Source organism: Mesorhizobium sp. WSM3862, assembly GCF_002294985.1.
GTDB lineage: Bacteria > Pseudomonadota > Alphaproteobacteria > Rhizobiales > Rhizobiaceae > Mesorhizobium.
The window spans coordinates 357,084-373,513 of sequence record NZ_NSGE01000004.1; the positions used below are offsets into that span (position 1 = coordinate 357,084).

At 64.4% G+C, this 16,430-nt stretch carries 13 protein-coding genes; 6 read left to right on the forward strand and 7 right to left on the reverse strand.

The window, feature by feature from the left end:
- Window position 1: 1 nt before the first annotated feature.
- Window positions 2–2,074 carry a hydantoinase/oxoprolinase family protein gene (locus CK224_RS14155; RefSeq protein WP_095782193.1) on the reverse strand — a complete coding sequence of 691 codons (2,073 nt, stop codon included), beginning with the start codon at window positions 2,072–2,074 and terminating at the stop codon, window positions 2–4.
- A gap of 220 nt (window positions 2,075–2,294) precedes the next feature.
- Here CK224_RS14155 and CK224_RS14160 point away from each other — a divergent pair, with 220 nt between their 5' ends.
- From CK224_RS14160 to CK224_RS14180, 5 genes are all read left to right on the forward strand, one after another.
- A complete protein-coding gene (locus CK224_RS14160; RefSeq protein WP_095782194.1) occupies window positions 2,295–3,122 on the forward strand; it encodes a ferredoxin--NADP reductase in 828 nt (275 codons plus the stop codon).
- A gap of 140 nt (window positions 3,123–3,262) precedes the next feature.
- Window positions 3,263–4,312 carry a deoxyribose-phosphate aldolase gene (deoC, locus tag CK224_RS14165; protein ID WP_095782195.1) on the forward strand — a complete coding sequence of 350 codons (1,050 nt, stop codon included), beginning with the start codon at window positions 3,263–3,265 and terminating at the stop codon, window positions 4,310–4,312.
- 166 nt (window positions 4,313–4,478) lie between these two features.
- Window positions 4,479–6,854 carry an aldehyde dehydrogenase family protein gene (locus CK224_RS14170; protein WP_095782196.1) on the forward strand — a complete coding sequence of 792 codons (2,376 nt, stop codon included), beginning with the start codon at window positions 4,479–4,481 and terminating at the stop codon, window positions 6,852–6,854.
- 187 nt (window positions 6,855–7,041) lie between these two features.
- Entirely contained in the window at window positions 7,042–7,773 is a 732-nt protein-coding gene (locus tag CK224_RS14175) for an SDR family oxidoreductase (protein ID WP_095782197.1), read from the forward strand.
- A 239-nt stretch (window positions 7,774–8,012) separates the two neighbouring features.
- Complete coding sequence (locus CK224_RS14180; RefSeq protein ID WP_095782198.1) at window positions 8,013–8,858, forward strand: fumarylacetoacetate hydrolase family protein; 846 nt, start codon at window positions 8,013–8,015, stop codon at window positions 8,856–8,858.
- 181 nt (window positions 8,859–9,039) lie between these two features.
- Here the strand turns inward: CK224_RS14180 and CK224_RS14185 are convergent, their stop codons facing one another.
- The 6 genes from CK224_RS14185 to CK224_RS14210 form a co-directional block, all read right to left on the reverse strand.
- On the reverse strand, window positions 9,040–10,038 hold the full coding sequence (locus CK224_RS14185; protein ID WP_066996130.1) for an ABC transporter ATP-binding protein: 999 nt from the start codon (window positions 10,036–10,038) through the stop codon (window positions 9,040–9,042).
- Between the two features lie 15 nt (window positions 10,039–10,053).
- Window positions 10,054–11,115 (reverse strand): Gfo/Idh/MocA family oxidoreductase, encoded by a 1,062-nt coding sequence (locus CK224_RS14190; protein ID WP_095782199.1) that lies wholly within the window; start codon window positions 11,113–11,115, stop codon window positions 10,054–10,056.
- Window positions 11,112–11,951 carry a carbohydrate ABC transporter permease gene (locus CK224_RS14195; RefSeq protein WP_095782200.1) on the reverse strand — a complete coding sequence of 280 codons (840 nt, stop codon included), beginning with the start codon at window positions 11,949–11,951 and terminating at the stop codon, window positions 11,112–11,114. The genes CK224_RS14190 and CK224_RS14195 overlap by 4 nt, the downstream gene beginning before the upstream one ends.
- Window positions 11,952–11,959: 8 nt before the next feature.
- Window positions 11,960–12,889 carry a sugar ABC transporter permease gene (locus CK224_RS14200; RefSeq protein WP_066996121.1) on the reverse strand — a complete coding sequence of 310 codons (930 nt, stop codon included), beginning with the start codon at window positions 12,887–12,889 and terminating at the stop codon, window positions 11,960–11,962.
- A 228-nt stretch (window positions 12,890–13,117) separates the two neighbouring features.
- Window positions 13,118–14,377: an ABC transporter substrate-binding protein gene (locus CK224_RS14205; protein WP_095782201.1), complete on the reverse strand. Its 1,260-nt coding sequence runs from the start codon at window positions 14,375–14,377 to the stop codon at window positions 13,118–13,120.
- 52 nt (window positions 14,378–14,429) lie between these two features.
- Complete coding sequence (locus CK224_RS14210; RefSeq protein WP_095782202.1) at window positions 14,430–15,338, reverse strand: N-acetylmuramic acid 6-phosphate etherase; 909 nt, start codon at window positions 15,336–15,338, stop codon at window positions 14,430–14,432.
- Between the two features lie 200 nt (window positions 15,339–15,538).
- On the opposite strand from CK224_RS14210, the gene CK224_RS14215 reads away from it, so the two are divergent.
- Window positions 15,539–16,420, forward strand: a complete 882-nt coding sequence (locus CK224_RS14215) for an N-acetylglucosamine kinase (protein ID WP_095782203.1) — start codon at window positions 15,539–15,541, stop codon at window positions 16,418–16,420.
- The last annotated feature ends 10 nt before the right edge of the window (window positions 16,421–16,430 follow it).

The window sequence follows — 16,430 nt, forward strand, 5'->3', positions numbered from 1 at the left end:
GTCAGGCCTCGCCGATGTCGATGATGATGTTGCCGTCGGCGTCCGAACGCGCATGATCGCCGGGCTCAAGCACGGTGGTGGCGTCCATCTGCTCGAGGATCGCCGGTCCCTCGATTGTTGCGTCGAGCGGCAGCCTCTCGCGCGCATAGACCGGCGTGTCGTGCCAGCGCCCGCTGTACCAGACCGGCCGGATCTCGCGCCGCGCCTCCTCGAGCGCCGCCGCGCGTCCTGCCGGGTCGATCAGCTGAGACAGGTCGATCTGCGGCCGCACACCCGTCACCGAGGTGTTGAGGTTGACGAGATTGGCGCGGATCTCCGGCAGTTCGACCTTGAAACGCGCGAAATAGGCTTTTTCGAACAGCTGCTGCAGCGTCGTCCGTGAAACCGAGGATGACGGCAGCGGCACGTTGATGATGTGCGTCTGGCCGACGAATTGCATGTCGGCGGAGTGGGTGACGCGGATTGCATCGGGCTTCACCGCTTCCTTGCCGATCAGCGCCTCGCCTTCGTTTCGGTGCCGTTCCAACAACTCGCGAAGCTTTGCTTCGTCGAGGCTCGCTACCGGCTGGTTGACCGTATTGACGAAGTCGTGCCTGAGGTCGGCGACGACGCAGCCGAGCGCGTTGGTGATACCCGGGCGTGCCGGCACCACCACTTTCGGCAGGCCGAGTTCGCGGGCCAGCGCCGTCGCGTGCAGCGGCCCGGCGCCGCCAAAGGCGAACAGCGCGAAATCGCGCGGGTCGTGGCCGCGCGACACCGAAACCATGCGGATGGCGCCCGCCATCTTCATGTTGCCGAGCCTCAAGATGGCACCGGCCGCCTCGACGCCGGAAAGGCCCGTGTGCCTGCCGATTCTGTCCTCGAAGATTGCGGTGACGCGCTCGACAGTGACCGGATTGTCGACCGCAAGCAGCTTCTTCGGCGCCAGCCGCCCGAGCACCAGATTGGCATCCGTGATGGTGGGTTCCGTGCCGCCGCGCCCGTAGCAGATCGGGCCGGGATTGGCACCGGCGCTTTCCGGGCCGATCTGGATCAGGCCGGCGGCGTCGACTCGCGCGATCGAGCCGCCGCCGGCGCCGACGGTGTGCACCGCCACCATCGGCACATGGATCGGCATCGCATATTCGATCTCGATCTCGTTCGAGACCGCGGGCTCGGCATTGCGGATCAGCGCCACGTCGGTCGAGGTGCCGCCCATATCGTAGGTCACCAGGTTGGCGAAGCCGGCGCGTTTTCCCGTATAGGCGGCGGCGATGACGCCGGAAGCCGGACCGGACATGACGGTCTTTGCCGATTCCTGCGTGACGAAGCGGGCCGAGATCATGCCGCCATTGCCGTTCATGATCAGGAAGTCGCGCGCATAACCTTTCGCCGCGAGCTCCTTGCGCAGCCGCTCGACATAGCGCTCCAGGATCGGCTGCACCGAGGCGTTGACCGCCGCCGTCACGCCGCGTTCGAATTCGCGCGCCTCCGAAAGCAGCGCATGGCCGGTCGTGATGTGGCCGTTCGGCCAGAGCTCCGCCGCGATCTCGGCCGCGCGCCGCTCGTGCGAGGGGTTGGCGTAGGAATGCAGGAAATGGATGACGAGCGACTCGCAGCCGGCGTCGAGCAGCTTTTTCACGGCATCGCGTATTTCGGCCGCGTCGAGCGGCAGGCGAACCGCGCCGGAGGCCTCGACGCGCTCCGAAACTTCAAGCCGCAGATCGCGCGGAATGACCGGCACGAAGGTGCCCGTCATGCCATAGGCTTGCGGCCGCGTGCGCCGTCCAAGCTCGATCACGTCGCGGAAGCCGCGCGTCGTGATCATGCCGGTCCTGGCCAGCCGGCGCTCCAGCACGGCGTTTGTGGTGGTCGTCGTGCCGTGCACGATGAGGTCGATGCCCTCGACCGGAAAGCCGGTCGCGCCAAGTGCGGCGACCACGCCAAAGGCCTGATTTTCTACAGTCGTCGGGGTCTTGGCGATGTGCACCTTGCCGCCGGCCTTGCCGTCGATCAGGAGCAGATCGGTGAAGGTTCCCCCGACATCGATGCCGGCAACCACGCTTCCCGCCGACGCCGAAAATTTCTCATTCATTGCCGAAACCCGAAATGCCAGGACTACGGATATGCCTCGGTTTGGAAAGCCGTTTTACGCTGCCATCTTGACCTGAAGATCATTTGTATACTAATAAATTCCGGACACAAGAGCTTACCGCTTGGCAGTGTGCAGAGAGCACGTCGGAACCTGACCGTTCGGGCGCGCATGAGAAAGTTTGGCGCCAGCGCCTCGCGTCCGCGCCGGAAAGTTGGGTTTGATGAACACGACATCCGCGTTGAACCTCGCCGGCGCAAAGCCGCTGCAGTTCCCGATCCCGGCCAATGTCTATGCCGAGACCGTGGTGTCGGTGAAGCACTACACCGACCGCCTGTTCTCGTTTCGCATCACCCGCCCGCAGTCGCTGCGCTTCCGCTCCGGCGAGTTCGTCATGATCGGGCTGCCCAATGCCGAGAAGCCGATCTTCCGCGCCTATTCCGTTGCCAGCCCCGCCTGGGACGACGAGCTCGAATTCTTCTCGATCAAGGTCCCGGACGGTCCTCTGACCTCCGAGTTGCAGAAGATTGAGGTCGGCGACACCGTCATCATGCGCCAGAAGTCGACCGGCACGCTGGTGCTCGACGCGCTGACGCCTGCAAAGCGCGTGTTCATGATCTCGACCGGCACCGGCATCGCGCCTTTCGCCAGCCTGCTGCGCGACCCCGACACCTATGAGAAGTTCGATCAGGTGATCCTCACCCACACCTGCCGCGACAACGCCGAGCTCACCTACGGCCAGGAACTGGTGGCTGCGCTCGAGACCGATCCGCTGATCGGCGAGCTGACCGGCGGGCGTGTCACGCTCTACAATTCGACGACCCGCGAGGAGTCGGCGCGCATGGGCCGGATCACGGCCCTGATCGGCTCGGGCAAGTTTTACTCCGACCTCGGCATCGACAAGCTCAATCCCGAGACCGACCGCATCATGATCTGCGGCTCGATGCACATGCTGAAGGACGTCAAGGAGCTCGCCGAAAGCCTCGGCTTCGAGGAGGGCTCGCTCAGCCATCCCGCCAGCTTCGTCGTCGAGCGCGCCTTCGTCGGCTGAGGCATCTCCCAGTGTTTTGACCATGCGGTCAAAAATCTACTGCTTTTGCCGCCTTTTTCCGCTATGAGCCACTGAAGGACTCGTGAAGGACAACTTCGCGGGCTATCTTCGGTGCACGTCGCTGAATGAAAGGGCAGGAGATGAGCAGCACCATCCGCGAGGCCGGCGCAGGCGCGTCCAAGATCATGCCGCTGCCGGCGCGTGCCGCCGCCAACACGCCGATGCCGCTGGAGCACGGCATTGCCCGCAATCCTGGCATGAAGCTGGACCTCGGCTTCCTCGAATCCGTGCGCAGCGTCAACCGCTCGGCGCTGGAGCGCCGCGTCGCCACCCTCACCAAGCGGCGCTCGATCAAGGCCGACAACCAGGCCGCTTGGCTGCTGCGCGCGATCGCCTGCATGGACCTGACCACGCTGAATTCCAACGACACCGACGAGCGTGTGCGCCGGCTCTGCGCCAAAGCGATCAATCCGCTGCGCCGGGATATCGTCGAGGGCCTCGGCATCGCCGACGAAACGATCCGCCCCGCGGCGGTTTGTGTTTACCATCCCTTCGTGGCCACGGCCGTGGATGCGGTGCGTGGCACAGGCATCCATGTCGCGGCCGTCTCCACAGCGTTCCCGCACGGCCTTGCGCCGCTCTCGACCCGCCTGCAGGAGATCGAGGCCTCGGTGAAGGACGGGGCCGACGAGATCGACGTCGTCATCCCGCGCGGGCTGGTTTACGGCGCCAAATGGCGCGAACTGTTCAACGAGATCGTCGCCATGCGCGCCGCCTGCGGCGAAGCCCATCTCAAGGTCATCCTAGGCACGGGCGATCTCGCCACCCTGCGCAACGTCATGCTGGCCTCGATGGTGGCGATGATGGCGGGCGCCGATTTCATAAAAACCTCGACCGGCAAGGAAAGCGTCAACGCCACGCTTCCCGTCGGGCTTGCGATGGTGCGCGCCATCCGCGCCTATTTCGAGGAGACCGGCTATCTGATCGGCTTCAAGCCGGCGGGCGGCATTTCCACCGCGAAGGTCTCGCTCGACTGGCTGGTGCTGATGAAGGAAGAGCTTGGCCGGCCCTGGCTCGAGCCGCAGCTGTTCCGCTTCGGCGCCTCCAGCCTGCTCACCGACATCGAGCGCCAGCTCGAACATCATTTGACCGGCCACTATTCGGCCAACCATCGCCACGCGATGGCGTGAGCCACCCCCCTCCCCCTTGCGGGGAGGGTCGCCGCGAAGCGGCGGGGTGGGGGTCGAAAAACAAATCTGCCTGATCCATGCACCAGACCATCAGCCATTCACCCCCACCGCGATCGGCTTCGCCGATCGGCCCTCCCCACAAGGGGAAGGGTAAAGGAGCGACCCCATGAACATCCTCGAACGCTATCGCGCCATGGAGTACGGCCCGGCGCCGGAAGCCCGCAACGAGGCCGACGCCTGGCTCGCCGGCCGCGATTTCTCCAGGGCGCTGTTCATCGACGGCGCCTGGAAGGCGGCGGCAAGCGGCAAGACTTTCGATACCAGCGAGCCGTCCTCCGGCAACCTGCTGGCGAAGATCTCGGATGCCGGCGCCGGCGACATCGACGCCGCGGTTGCGGCGGCCACAAAGGCGCTGCCGAAATGGTCGGCATCATCGGGCTACGCCAGAGCGAAAGCGCTCTATGCCATCGGCCGCGCCATGCAGCGCCATCAGCGCCTGTTCGCAGTGTTGGAATCGGTCGACAACGGTAAGCCGATCCGCGAGAGCCGCGACATCGACGTGCCGCTGGCCATCCGCCACTTCATCCATCATGCCGGCTGGGCGCAGACGCTCGAGAAGGATTTTCCCGGCCACAAGCCGGTCGGCGTCGTCGGCCAGGTCATTCCGTGGAACTTCCCGCTGCTGATGCTGGCCTGGAAGATCGCGCCCGCGCTCGCGGCCGGCTGTACGGTGGTGCTGAAGCCGGCCGAATTCACGCCGCTCACCGCCATACTGTTCGCCGAGATCTGCGAGCGCGCCGGCGTGCCGAAAGGCGTCGTCAACATCGTTCAGGGCGGACCGGAGGCGGGTGCCGCCATCGTCAACCATCCGGGCGTGCAGAAGATCGCCTTCACCGGTTCCTCCGAGGTCGGCAAGATCATCCGCAAGGCAACCGCCGGATCGGGCAAGAAGCTGTCGCTGGAGCTCGGCGGCAAATCGGCCTTCGTCGTTTTCGAGGATGCCGACCTCGACAGCGCCGTCGAGGGACTGGTCGACGGCATTTGGTTCAACCAGGGCCAGGTCTGCTGCGCCGGCTCGCGGCTCCTGGTGCAGGAAGGCATCGCGGAGGCCTTCATCGCCAAGGTCAAGGTCAGGATGAGCCGCCTGCGGGTCGGCAGCCCGCTCGACAAGAACACCGACATCGGGCCGCTGGTCGACCGCACGCAGCTCGACCGCGTCAAGGGCCTGATCGCCGAGGGCGCCAGGCAGGGCGCCACTTGCTGGCAGCCGGACGCTGCCTTGCCGACGACGGGCTACTATCACTTGCCGACGCTCGCCACCTCTGTTTCGCCGGCTAATATCCTGGCGCAGGAGGAGGTGTTCGGGCCGGTGCTGGCGACAATGAGCTTCCGCAACACCGAGGAGGCGGTCGAGCTGGCCAACAACACGCGTTACGGTCTCGCCGCTTCGGTGTGGAGCGAGAACGTCAATCTCGCTTTGCATGTCGCGCCGCAATTGAAGGCGGGCGTCGTCTGGGTCAACGGCACCAACATGTTCGATGCGGCCTGCGGCTTCGGCGGCTATCGCGAAAGCGGCTTCGGTCGCGAAGGCGGACGCGAAGGCATGTTCGAATATCTTGCCGCCAAGCTGCCGGTCGGCCCCGCCATCAAGCCGGCCGCAGTCGGCTCAGCGCAGGTCGTCGAGCAGGCTGACGGTATGGCCATCGACCGCACGGCAAAGCTGTTCATCGGCGGCAAGCAGGTGCGTCCGGACGGCAACTACGCGCTGGCCGTCGCCACCGCCAAGGGCAAGCTTGCCGGCGAAGTCGGTCTTGGCAACCGCAAGGATATCCGCGACGCGGTCGCCGCCGCGCGCGCCTGCAAGGCCTGGCCGGACGCGACGGCCTTCAACCGCAGCCAGGTGCTCTACTACTTCGCGGAAAACCTTTCGGGCCGTGCTGATGAGTTCGCTGCACGCCTTGTCCAACTCACCGGCGTGACGGCGAAGGCAGCGCGCGAGGAGGTAGAGCAGTCCATCGAGCGGCTGTTCCTCTATGCCGGCCTCACCGACAAGTTCGAGGGCCGCGTCCACCAGCCGCCGGCCCGCGCCGTGACGCTTGCGCTGCACGAGCCTGTCGGCGTCGTCGGCATCGTTGCGCCGGACAATCAGCCGCTCCTCAACTTCGTCTCGCTGGTGGCGCCGGCGCTCGCCATGGGCAACGCCGTGGTGGCCGTGCCGTCCGAGCGTCACCCGCTTTTAGCCACGGATCTCTACCAGATCATCGAATATTCCGACATTCCGGCCGGCGCCATCAATATCGTCACCGGCCGCAGCGCCGAGCTCTGCGGCGTTCTGGCCAAGCACGACGACGTCGATGGGCTCTGGGTGTTTGCCGATGCCGACACCTGCGCCAAGGCGGAGGTCGATTCCATCGGCAACCTCAAGCGCGTCTGGACCGGCAATGGCCGCAGCCTCGACTGGACATCGAGCGAGGCGGCTGGCGAGGCCGTCCTGCGCCGCGCCATCGAGGTCAAGAACGTCTGGGTGCCTTACGGCGACTAAGCGCGTTCCAGACCGGGTCTGGTTTGACGACACTCGCGCCGCAAATTCGGCGCGTTTGCCGCAGGCTTCGAGGCTTGACGCATCGGCATGTGTTCTTTAACCAGAAAAAACAATTGGCCTGCGGAATAGCGGTCAGGCTCGCCTGGCACATTGCATCCAAAGAAAGCTTGCGACACCGGAGGGAAGCATGGCGGATCTGGCAGGCAAAGTGGTCGTCATCACCGCGGCGGCGCAAGGCATTGGGCGGGCGAGCGCGCTGGCTTTCGCCAAGGCCGGCGCCACCGTTCATGCCACCGACATCAACGAGCAGCTTTTGGCCGAACTCGGCAAGACTTCCGGCATAAAAACCCGCAAGCTCGACGTGCTCGATGACGCGGCCGTCACATCGGCCTTCGCCGAGATCGGCACGGTCGATGTTCTGTTCAATTGCGCCGGCTTCGTCCATTCGGGGTCGATCCTCGAAATGACGGATGCCGATCTCGACTTCGCCCTGAATCTCAATGTCCGCTCTATGATCCGCACCATCCGCGCCGTGCTGCCCGGCATGCTGGAGCGCGGCGACGGCTCGATCATCAACATGGCATCGCTGGCAAGTTCGCAGAAGGGCGTGCCGAACCGTTTCGTCTACGGCCTGACCAAGGCGGCGGTCGTCGGCCTCACCAAGGCGGTGGCCGCCGACTATGTGGCTGAGGGCATCCGCTGCAACGCCATCTGTCCGGGCACGGTCGAAAGCCCGTCGCTGCAGGACCGCATGCATGCGCAGGGCGATTATGAGGCGGCGCGCGCCGCCTTCATCGCCCGCCAGCCGATGGGAAGGCTGGGCACGCCGGAAGAAATCGCCGATCTCGCCGTCTATCTGGCGGGCGCCACCTACACTTCGGGGCAGGCCTACAATATTGATGGCGGCTGGTCGATCTGACGCCCGTTTCGAAAATTGGGGGCGGTTCGCAGTGGTAGTGGGCGAACAGGAAGATCGGATCGGGTCTACGCGTTCATCGGAAGCATCGAAAAGTCTGAAAAATCCAGCCTGCCGACCGACTGCGCGGAGTCCGCGCTTGCGGGGTACCAGGCTGATGGCTAGGGTCCGCCCGATTTTCGCATGAGGTCGTGGCGGAAAGTTTTGCGAATCGGTCTTTGGCCGCAAGGTGGAGAGAAAAGATGAAGTTGCTGCGCTATGGCGAGGTGGGAAGCGAGCGTCCCGGCCTGCTCGATCAGGATGGCACGATCCACGACCTTTCGGCCTATGTCGCCGACATCGCCGGCACGGCGCTGCATCCGGCTTCGCTGGAGATGCTGTCGAAGCTCGATCCGAAATCGCTGCCGGCTGTTTCCGGTAGCCCACGCATCGGCGCCTGCGTCGCCGGCACGGGGAAATTCATCTGCATCGGCCTCAACTATTCCGACCACGCTGCCGAGACCGGCGCCACAGTGCCGCCGGAGCCGATCATCTTCATGAAGGCGAGTTCGGCTATCGTCGGGCCGGATGACGACGTGCTGATCCCGCGCGGCTCGGTCAACACCGACTGGGAAGTCGAACTCGGCGTCGTCATCGGCAAGACGGCGAAGTATGTCAGCGAGGACGACGCGCTGGATTATGTTGCCGGCTATTGCGTTGCGCACGACGTTTCCGAGCGAGCCTTCCAGGCCGAGCGCCAAGGCCAGTGGACCAAGGGCAAGTCCTGCGACACGTTTGGCCCGATCGGCCCCTGGCTGGTGACCGCCGACGAGATCGCCGACCCGCAGAACCTCAAAATGTGGCTGACGGTCAACGGCAAGACCATGCAGAACGGCTCGACCAAGACGATGGTCTACGGCGTGAAATATCTGGTTTCCTATCTCAGCCAGTTCATGTCGCTGCATCCCGGCGACATCATCTCCACCGGAACGCCGCCCGGCGTCGGGCTGGGCATGAAGCCGCCGGTGTTCCTGAAGGCCGGCGACGTCGTCGAGCTCGGCATCGAGGGCATGGGCCAGCAGAAGCAGACCTTCAAGGCGGACGAGTAAGCGCAGACCTCACCTTCTCCCCTTGTGGGAGAAGGTGGCGGCGAAGCGGCCGGATGAGGGGTGTTGGAACGATCTCTGCGTTGCAGAAGTAAGCGTCGCACTCCGGTGGAGCACCCCTCATCCGTCTCGGCGCTGCGCCCCGATCCACCTTCTCCCGCAAGGGGAGAAGGGGAGGCCGGCGCTACTTCAACACCCTTCCATCTGCCCCGAACCGATACGTCTTCGCCGGATCCGGCGTTGCATAGAGCGTCGCGCCCGGTTCGGCATTGTAGACGCCGAAGATCCGCACGGTGAGCAGCCCGGCCTTCTCGCAGTCGAGATAGAGATTGGTGTCGGCGCCGAGATGCTCGGCATGCACCACCGTGCCTTTCCAGGCGCCGGATTTTGCATCGACGGTCAGATGTTCCGGGCGCACGCCGACGGTCTTCGCCGTCTCGCCAAGCTTGGCGCCGTCGATGAAATTCATCTTCGGCGAGCCGATGAAGCCGGCGACGAATTCATTGGCCGGCGCATTGTAGAGCTCCATCGGGCTGCCAATCTGCTCGATGCGGCCGGCATTGAGCACGACGATCTTGTCGGCCAGCGTCATCGCTTCGACCTGGTCGTGCGTGACGTAGATCATCGTTGCCTTTAGCCGCCGGTGCAACTGCGCGATCTCCAGCCTGGTGTTGACGCGAAGCGCCGCGTCGAGATTGGACAGCGGCTCGTCGAACAGAAACAGTTTCGGTTCGCGCACCACGGCGCGGCCGATCGCGACGCGCTGGCGCTGCCCGCCCGACAGCTCCGCCGGCCGCCGCTCGAGATAGGGCTCGAGCGACAGCATCGCGGAAGCGATCTTGATGCGGCGCTCGATCTCGGCCGAAGGCGTGCCGGCCTGTTTCAGGCCGAGCCCCATATTGTTCTTCACCGTCAGATGCGGATAGAGCGCGTAGGTCTGGAACACCATGGCGATGCCGCGTTTTGCGGGCGGCGTGACGGAGACGTCGTCGCCGTCGATCACCACGCGCCCGGAGGTCGAATCCTCTAGCCCTGCGATCACGCGCAGCAGCGTCGACTTTCCGCAGCCGGAGGGGCCGACGAAGACGACGAATTCGCCGTCATTGACCTCGAGGTCGATGCCCTTCAGCACCTCGACCGGCCCGAATGCCTTCTTCACGTTCTCGATGTTCAGCGAGCCCACGGCTTCGTCCTTGTTCTAGAGTTTGATTGGCGCGCCGGTGCGCACGCTCTGGTCGGCGGCGAGGCAGACGGCGAGCGACTTCACCGCGTCCTCCATGTGGCGGGTCAGGTCGATGTCCTCGCGGATGGCCTTGAGCAGGAAGGCTTGTTCAAGATCGCAGAGTTCCTGGTGCCCCGGCTCGCCTTCCATCGACAGCAGTTCGTCCTCTTTGATGAACTTTCCGTCCGGCCCGGTCGCGGCGCTGTGCAGGCGGATGGTCGACGTCTTGGTGTGTGTGTCGATGTCGTCGGACTTAACGCCCTCCTTCATGACGATCGACACGCAGCCTCTGGGCGACATCACGTCCTTCACGAAGAAGGCGGTCTCCGAAACCATCGGTCCCCAGCCGGCCTCGTACCAGCCGACCGAGCCGTCTTCGAACAGCACCTGCAGGTGGCCGTAATTATACATCGAGGGCGCCACTTCATCGCTGAGCCGCACGCCCATGCCGCGCACCTCGACCGGTCTGGCGTCGGTGATCTGCAGCATCACGTCGAGATAATGCACGCCGCAATCGACGATCGGCGAGGTGGTCTGCATCAACTGCTTGTGCGTTTCCCAGCTGTGGCCGGAGGACTGCTGGTTGAGGTTCATGCGGAATACGTATGGCCCGCCGAGCTTGCGCGCCTCGGCGATCAGCCGCATCCAGGACGGATGGTGGCGCAGGATATAGCCGATCACCAGCTTCCTGCCGTTGGCTTTGGCGGCATCGACGACGCGCCTGGCGTCCGCCACCGTGGTCGCCAGCGGCTTCTCGACGAAGACATGGCAGCCGGCCTCGAACGCCCGCACCGCATAGTCGGCGTGGCTGTCGGAATAAGTAGCGATGGCGGCGACGTCCGGTTTCTCGTCGCGCAGCACGTCCTCGAAGGAGCGCCTGATGCGATAGCCCGCGAGCCCATCCGGCAGCGGCACCTCGGAACGGTTCACGAGCGCGGCGATCTCGAAGCCCGGATTGGTGTGATAGGCCAGCGCATGGCTGCGGCCCATATTGCCAAGGCCGGCGACGACGACGCGAAGAGGCTGTTCTGCACTCACTTGACGGCTCCTGACGTGATGCCGCGGATCAGCTGCCGCGAGAAGATGACGTAGAGGATCAGCACCGGCAGGATCGCCAGCGAGAGCGCCGCCAGGATCGCGTTCCAGTTGGTGACGAACTGGCCGAGGAAGAGCTGCGCGCCGAGCGTCACCGTCTTGGTCTCTTCCGACGGGGCCAGGATCAGCGGGAACCACAGGTCGTTCCAGATCGGGATCATGGTGAAGACGGCGACCGTCGCCATCGACGGGCGCACCAGCGGCAGCACCAGCCGGAAGAAGATCGTGTACTCCGACAGCCCGTCGATCCTGCCGGCGTTCTTCAGGTCGTCGGACACCTGCTTCATGAACTCCGACAGAATGAAGATGGCGAGCGGCAGGCCTTGCGCCGTGTAGACCAGGATCAGCGCGGTCAGCGTGTTGACCAGCCCGCTCGCCACCATCAGCTGCAGGATGGCGACGGTGCCGAGGCGGATCGGGATCATGATGCCGAGCGCGAGATAGAGCCCCATCATCGTGTTGCCGCGGAAGCGGTATTCCGACAGTGCGAAAGCGGCCATGGCGCCGAACAGAAGCACGAAGAACAGCGAGGCGACCGTGACGACGAGGCTGTTCTGGAAATAATGCAGAAAGTCGCCCTGGCCGAACACGGTGGTGTAGCCGATCAGGTCGAAAGTTTTCGGCGTCGGCGGCGTCAGCGGCGCGCCAAAAATACCGGCGCGCGACTTGAACGAGTTCATGATGACCAGGATCACGGGGAACAGCGCGATCACCGTGTAGGTCAAAAGGACCGCATGGGCGCCGATGGCGCGGGGAAGCGAATGTGTTGCGGTGCTCATGGCGCGCCTCAGAACTGGTAGCGACGCAGGCGCGTCTGGACGAGAAACAGGTAGACGCAGACGCCGGCGAGGATGATCAGGAACATGATCGTGGCGATCGCGGCACCCATGTTGGGATCGCCGACCTGCAGCTGGAAACCGAAGAAGGCGCGGTAGAGGAAGGTGCCGAGGATGTCGGTCGAATAATTCGGACCGGCTAGCGCCCCTTGCGCGGTGTAGATCAGGTCGAAGGCGTTGAAATTGCCCACGAAGGTCAGGATCGAGATGATGCCGATCGAAGGCAGGATCAGCGGCAGCTTGATCTTCCAGAACTGCGCCATCCCGGTGACGCCGTCGCATTCGGCGGCCTCGATCACCTCGTCGGGGATCGACAGAAGTGCTGCATAGATCAGCATCATCGGGATGCCGACGAACTGCCAGACCGAGACGAGGCTGAGCGCGGTGAGCGCATATTGCTCTTTGCCGAGCCACGGCGTGAACAGGCTCTTCAGCCCGACAAAGTCGAGCAGATGCGGCGCCACGCCCCAGATCGGCGAAAGGATCAGCTTCCAGGCAAAGCCGACGATGACGAAGGACAGGATCGTCGGCACGAAGATCGCGGTGCGATAGAAGGCGGCAAACCGCAGTCTCGGGCTGGACAGCAGCGCCGCCAAGAGGATGCCGATCGGATTCTGCACCAGCATGTGGATGATGAAGAACCAGACATTGTTCCGCAGCGCGTTCCAGAAATTCACCGACCAGTTGGGATCGCCGAACAGCGTGTGGAAATTGTCGAACCCGACGAACACTTGCGCCTGGTTGATGTTGCGGAACAGGGAAAGCTGCAGGGTCCCGAACAGCGGCAGGATCATGACTGCCGTGTAGACGAGCACCGCCGGCGCCAGGAAGACGCCGATATGCCAGCGGATCGGTTTCTTGGGTCGTGTTTGTGCGGCCATGAGTTCGGTCCCCGCCGTCTCTCGGTTCCAGGTCGATGGTGCTTGGCTGATGCCTCGATGCACGGCGGCCTGACTGTCCCCATGATGCGAGGGACAAGGCCAGCGACAGTGCGGCTTCGTCTTCCCGCAAGGGTGAGGGTAAGACCGAGAGGCGGCGCCGACAATCGCTATCTAGATCTGTCCGAAGGCCGGCCGGGCAGCGCCCGGCCGGTTCGAATGGCTAAAGCCTTACTTCGCCGGCTTGTACCAGCTGTCGAGGCCGTCCTGCAGCTTCTTGGCCGCGGCTTCCGGCGTGTCGGTGCCGTTGATCACGTTGGCCGATTCGACCCAGGTCTCGTTCTCGAGGTTCGGCGTGCCGCGCGACAGGATCTGGTAGGTCGAGCGGATCGTCGACTTGCACTTGCCGCGCCAGGAGACGAATTCCTGCGCCAGCGGGTCCTCCATCTTCACCGGGGTGTTGTTCAGGCTGAAGAAGCCCGGCAAGGCATTGGCGTAGATGTTGGCGAAGTCCGGCGAAGCGACCCAGGACAGGAACTTCTTGGCTTCTTCCGGGTGCTTCGAGGCGGCGTTCAGCCCCATGCCGATATCGGTATGGTCGGAGATGTAGCAGGTGTCGCCGGCCTTCTGCACGGGCGGCGGGAAGGCGCCCATCTTGAACTGCGCCTGGGTGTTGAACAGGCCGATCTCCCAGGAGCCAGCCGGGTAGATGGCGGCGCGGCCGAGCGTGAACAGGTTCTGGCTGTCCGGATAGGTCTGCGCCTCGAAGCCGTCGCCGAGATAGGGCTTCCACTTGGCCAGTTCCTTGTAGGGTTCAACCCACTGCGGGTCGGTCAGCTTCTGCTCGCCCTTGATCAGCGCCTGACGGCCTTCCTCGCCCTTCCAGTAGTTCGGGCCGATGTTCTGGTAGCCCATGGTCGCGGCTTCCCAGAGGTCCTTCGTGCCCATCGCCATCGGGATATAGGTGCCGTCCGCCTTGATCTTGTCGAGCACGGCGTAGAACTCTTCATTCGTCGTCGGCACCTTGAGGCCGAGCTTGTCGAAGGCGTCCTTGTTGTAGATGAAGCCGTGGATGACCGAAGCCATCGGCACGCAGAAGCTCGACTTTCCGTCGTCGGTCTGCCAGGCGGCCTTGGCGACCGGAGAGAAGTTGTCCATGCCGGGCAGCGACGAGAGGTCGGCGAGGTTGCCCTTCTTGAACAGCTCAAGCGACTTGTCGAAGGGGCGGCAGGTGATCAGGTCGCCCGCCGAGCCGGCAGAGAGCTTGGCGCCGAGTGCCGCGTCATACTCGGTCGGCGCCGAGGGCGCGAACACCACCTTGATGCCGGGGTTCTTGGCTTCGAAGGCCGGGATCAGCTTGTCCTTCCAGATGGTCAGGTCGTCGCCGCGCCAGCTCTCGATGTTGAGCGTGACGTCTTCGGCATAGGCCACCCCGGCGGAGCCGAGGATGCTCGTGCCGATGAGAAGTGCCGTCAGTAGTTTGGTCGTCATGTCCAGTCTCCCTGTTGACCTTTTTCAGGTTCGGTTTTGATGAGAACAGCGGCTAGCGCGCCTTGCTCCCCTCGATCGCGGAAAGCGCCGGCCTGAGCTTCTGGCCGGTTTTTTCCAGTATCTTCTCGGCCGCATCGGCATTGGCAGCACCCGCGGCGAGCAGAATGGCAGTCTTGACGCGGCCGCCGCTCTCTTCGAGCAGGCGCGCCGCATCTTCGCGGCTGCGTCCGCTGATGGCGGCCACCATGCGCACCGCGCGGTCGCGCAGCTTGATGTTGTCGGCGGCGAGGTTGACCATGTAGCCGTCATGCACATGGCCGAGATGGACGGCAGCGAGCGTCGACAGCATGTTGAGCGCGATCTTCTGGGCTGTACCCGCGCCCATGCGCGTCGAGCCGGCGATCAGCTCCGGCGGCGTCTCGAGCAGAATGGCGACGTCGGCCTCGCCGAACAGCGTCGCGCCCTTGTTGTTGGCGATCGCGATCGTCGCCGCGCCCCGGCGCCGCGCATCGCCGATCGCCTGGACGGCATAGGGCGTCGAGCCACTGGCCGAGATGGCGATCAGGCAGTCGCCCTTGCCGATATTGGCATTCGCCACGGCTGCCGCGGCTTGCTCGGTATCGTCTTCCGGTCCGCCGGCAAGCGTGTGGAACGCCTCGTCGCCGCCGGCGATCAGGATGGCGATGCGGTCACGCGCGATACCGAATGTGCCGGGAAGTTCCAGCGCATCGGCGACAGCCATCAGGCCGGAACTGCCGGCTGCCGCGTAGGCGAGCCTGCCTCCACCCTTCAATTGTCTGGCGACAAGTTCGGCGGCCTCGGCAATAGCCGGAATGGCGCCGTGCACGGCCCGGGCGGCCTCGATCTGCGCATTGGCGAGGAACGAAAGGATGGCAGCCGGGGTCTGGACATCCAGCCCCGCGGCGTTCTGATGAAGCGCTTCCGTGCGCGTCTCGACCATCCGCTTTCCTCCAACTGATCGAACAATACCAAAAAAATACCACTTGTCCACATCTCTCATCGCGTTTTCATGCTCCGGAGCGCACCGGGGTCAAATTTCCATGTCCTTTCAATCAAATACGCCTTAATCTTTTTTGAACCGAAATTAACGCTTGGCTATTGGTATTTTATTGGTATTATCCGCGACGAGGAGAAAATCGTGTGAAATTCGTGCTTGGCATCGATGGCGGCGGCACAAGCTGCAGGGCGGCCCTTGCGACCGCCGACGGCGCTGTCGTTGGCCGCGCCAAGAGCGGCGCGGCCAATATCCGCACCGACCTTACCGGTGCGCGCGCCAACATCGTCGAGGCGGCAAGGCAGGCTTTCGTGGCCGCCGGTGAAGATCCGCAGATGATCCCTGAGACGCCTGCCATTCTCGGCCTCGCCGGAGCCAATGTCGGCACCTACAGGCAGCAGCTGGAAGCGATCCTGCCGTTCAGCAAAAGCCGCGTCGAGACCGATGCCGAGATCGCGCTCGAAGGCGCCGTCGGCTCCGGCGACGGCGCCATGGCGATCCTCGGCACCGGCACCGCCTATATGGCGCGCAAAGCGGGCAAGTCGCGCGCAATCGGCGGTTGGGGTTTCCAGGTCGGCGACCAGGGCAGCGGCGCCCGTATCGGCCGCGACCTGCTCGAGCAGACGCTCCTTGCCTATGACGGCATCCGACCCGGCTCGCCGCTGACGGATGCCATGCTTGCCGTCTTCCGCAACAATCCCGAGGACGTGGTCGAGTTCACCACCAACGCCAAGCCCGGCGACTTCGGCGGTTTCGCGCCAAAGGTCTTCGAGCATGCCGACAAGGGCGATCTCGTCGCCAATTGGATCCTCGATAAGGCGGTTGCCGATGTCGAGGCTTCGCTGGGCGCCCTCGAACTCGCCGACGATGCGCCGCTATGCCTGCTCGGTGGCCTGGCGCCGCTCTACGCGCCGCGGCTGTCGGCGCGCTATCAGGCGCTGCTGAAGGCTCCGCTTGACGATGCGCTCGGCGGCGCGGTGCAGATGGCCGCGCGCATCTTCGCGGGCAAATCCGGAGGCGCCCGATGAGCGCCGCCGA

What these genes read in the sequence shown, in the direction of transcription:
- CK224_RS14155 (WP_095782193.1), bottom strand. Translation starts at nt 2,074, where the DNA reads ATGAATGAGAAATTTTCGGCGTCGGCGGGAAGCGTGGTTGCCGGCATC.
- CK224_RS14160 (WP_095782194.1), top strand. Translation starts at nt 2,295, where the DNA reads ATGAACACGACATCCGCGTTGAACCTCGCCGGCGCAAAGCCGCTGCAG.
- deoC (WP_095782195.1), top strand. Translation starts at nt 3,263, where the DNA reads ATGAGCAGCACCATCCGCGAGGCCGGCGCAGGCGCGTCCAAGATCATG.
- CK224_RS14170 (WP_095782196.1), top strand. Translation starts at nt 4,479, where the DNA reads ATGAACATCCTCGAACGCTATCGCGCCATGGAGTACGGCCCGGCGCCG.
- CK224_RS14175 (WP_095782197.1), top strand. Translation starts at nt 7,042, where the DNA reads ATGGCGGATCTGGCAGGCAAAGTGGTCGTCATCACCGCGGCGGCGCAA.
- CK224_RS14180 (WP_095782198.1), top strand. Translation starts at nt 8,013, where the DNA reads ATGAAGTTGCTGCGCTATGGCGAGGTGGGAAGCGAGCGTCCCGGCCTG.
- CK224_RS14195 (WP_095782200.1), bottom strand. Translation starts at nt 11,951, where the DNA reads ATGAGCACCGCAACACATTCGCTTCCCCGCGCCATCGGCGCCCATGCG.
- CK224_RS14200 (WP_066996121.1), bottom strand. Translation starts at nt 12,889, where the DNA reads ATGGCCGCACAAACACGACCCAAGAAACCGATCCGCTGGCATATCGGC.
- CK224_RS14205 (WP_095782201.1), bottom strand. Translation starts at nt 14,377, where the DNA reads ATGACGACCAAACTACTGACGGCACTTCTCATCGGCACGAGCATCCTC.
- CK224_RS14210 (WP_095782202.1), bottom strand. Translation starts at nt 15,338, where the DNA reads ATGGTCGAGACGCGCACGGAAGCGCTTCATCAGAACGCCGCGGGGCTG.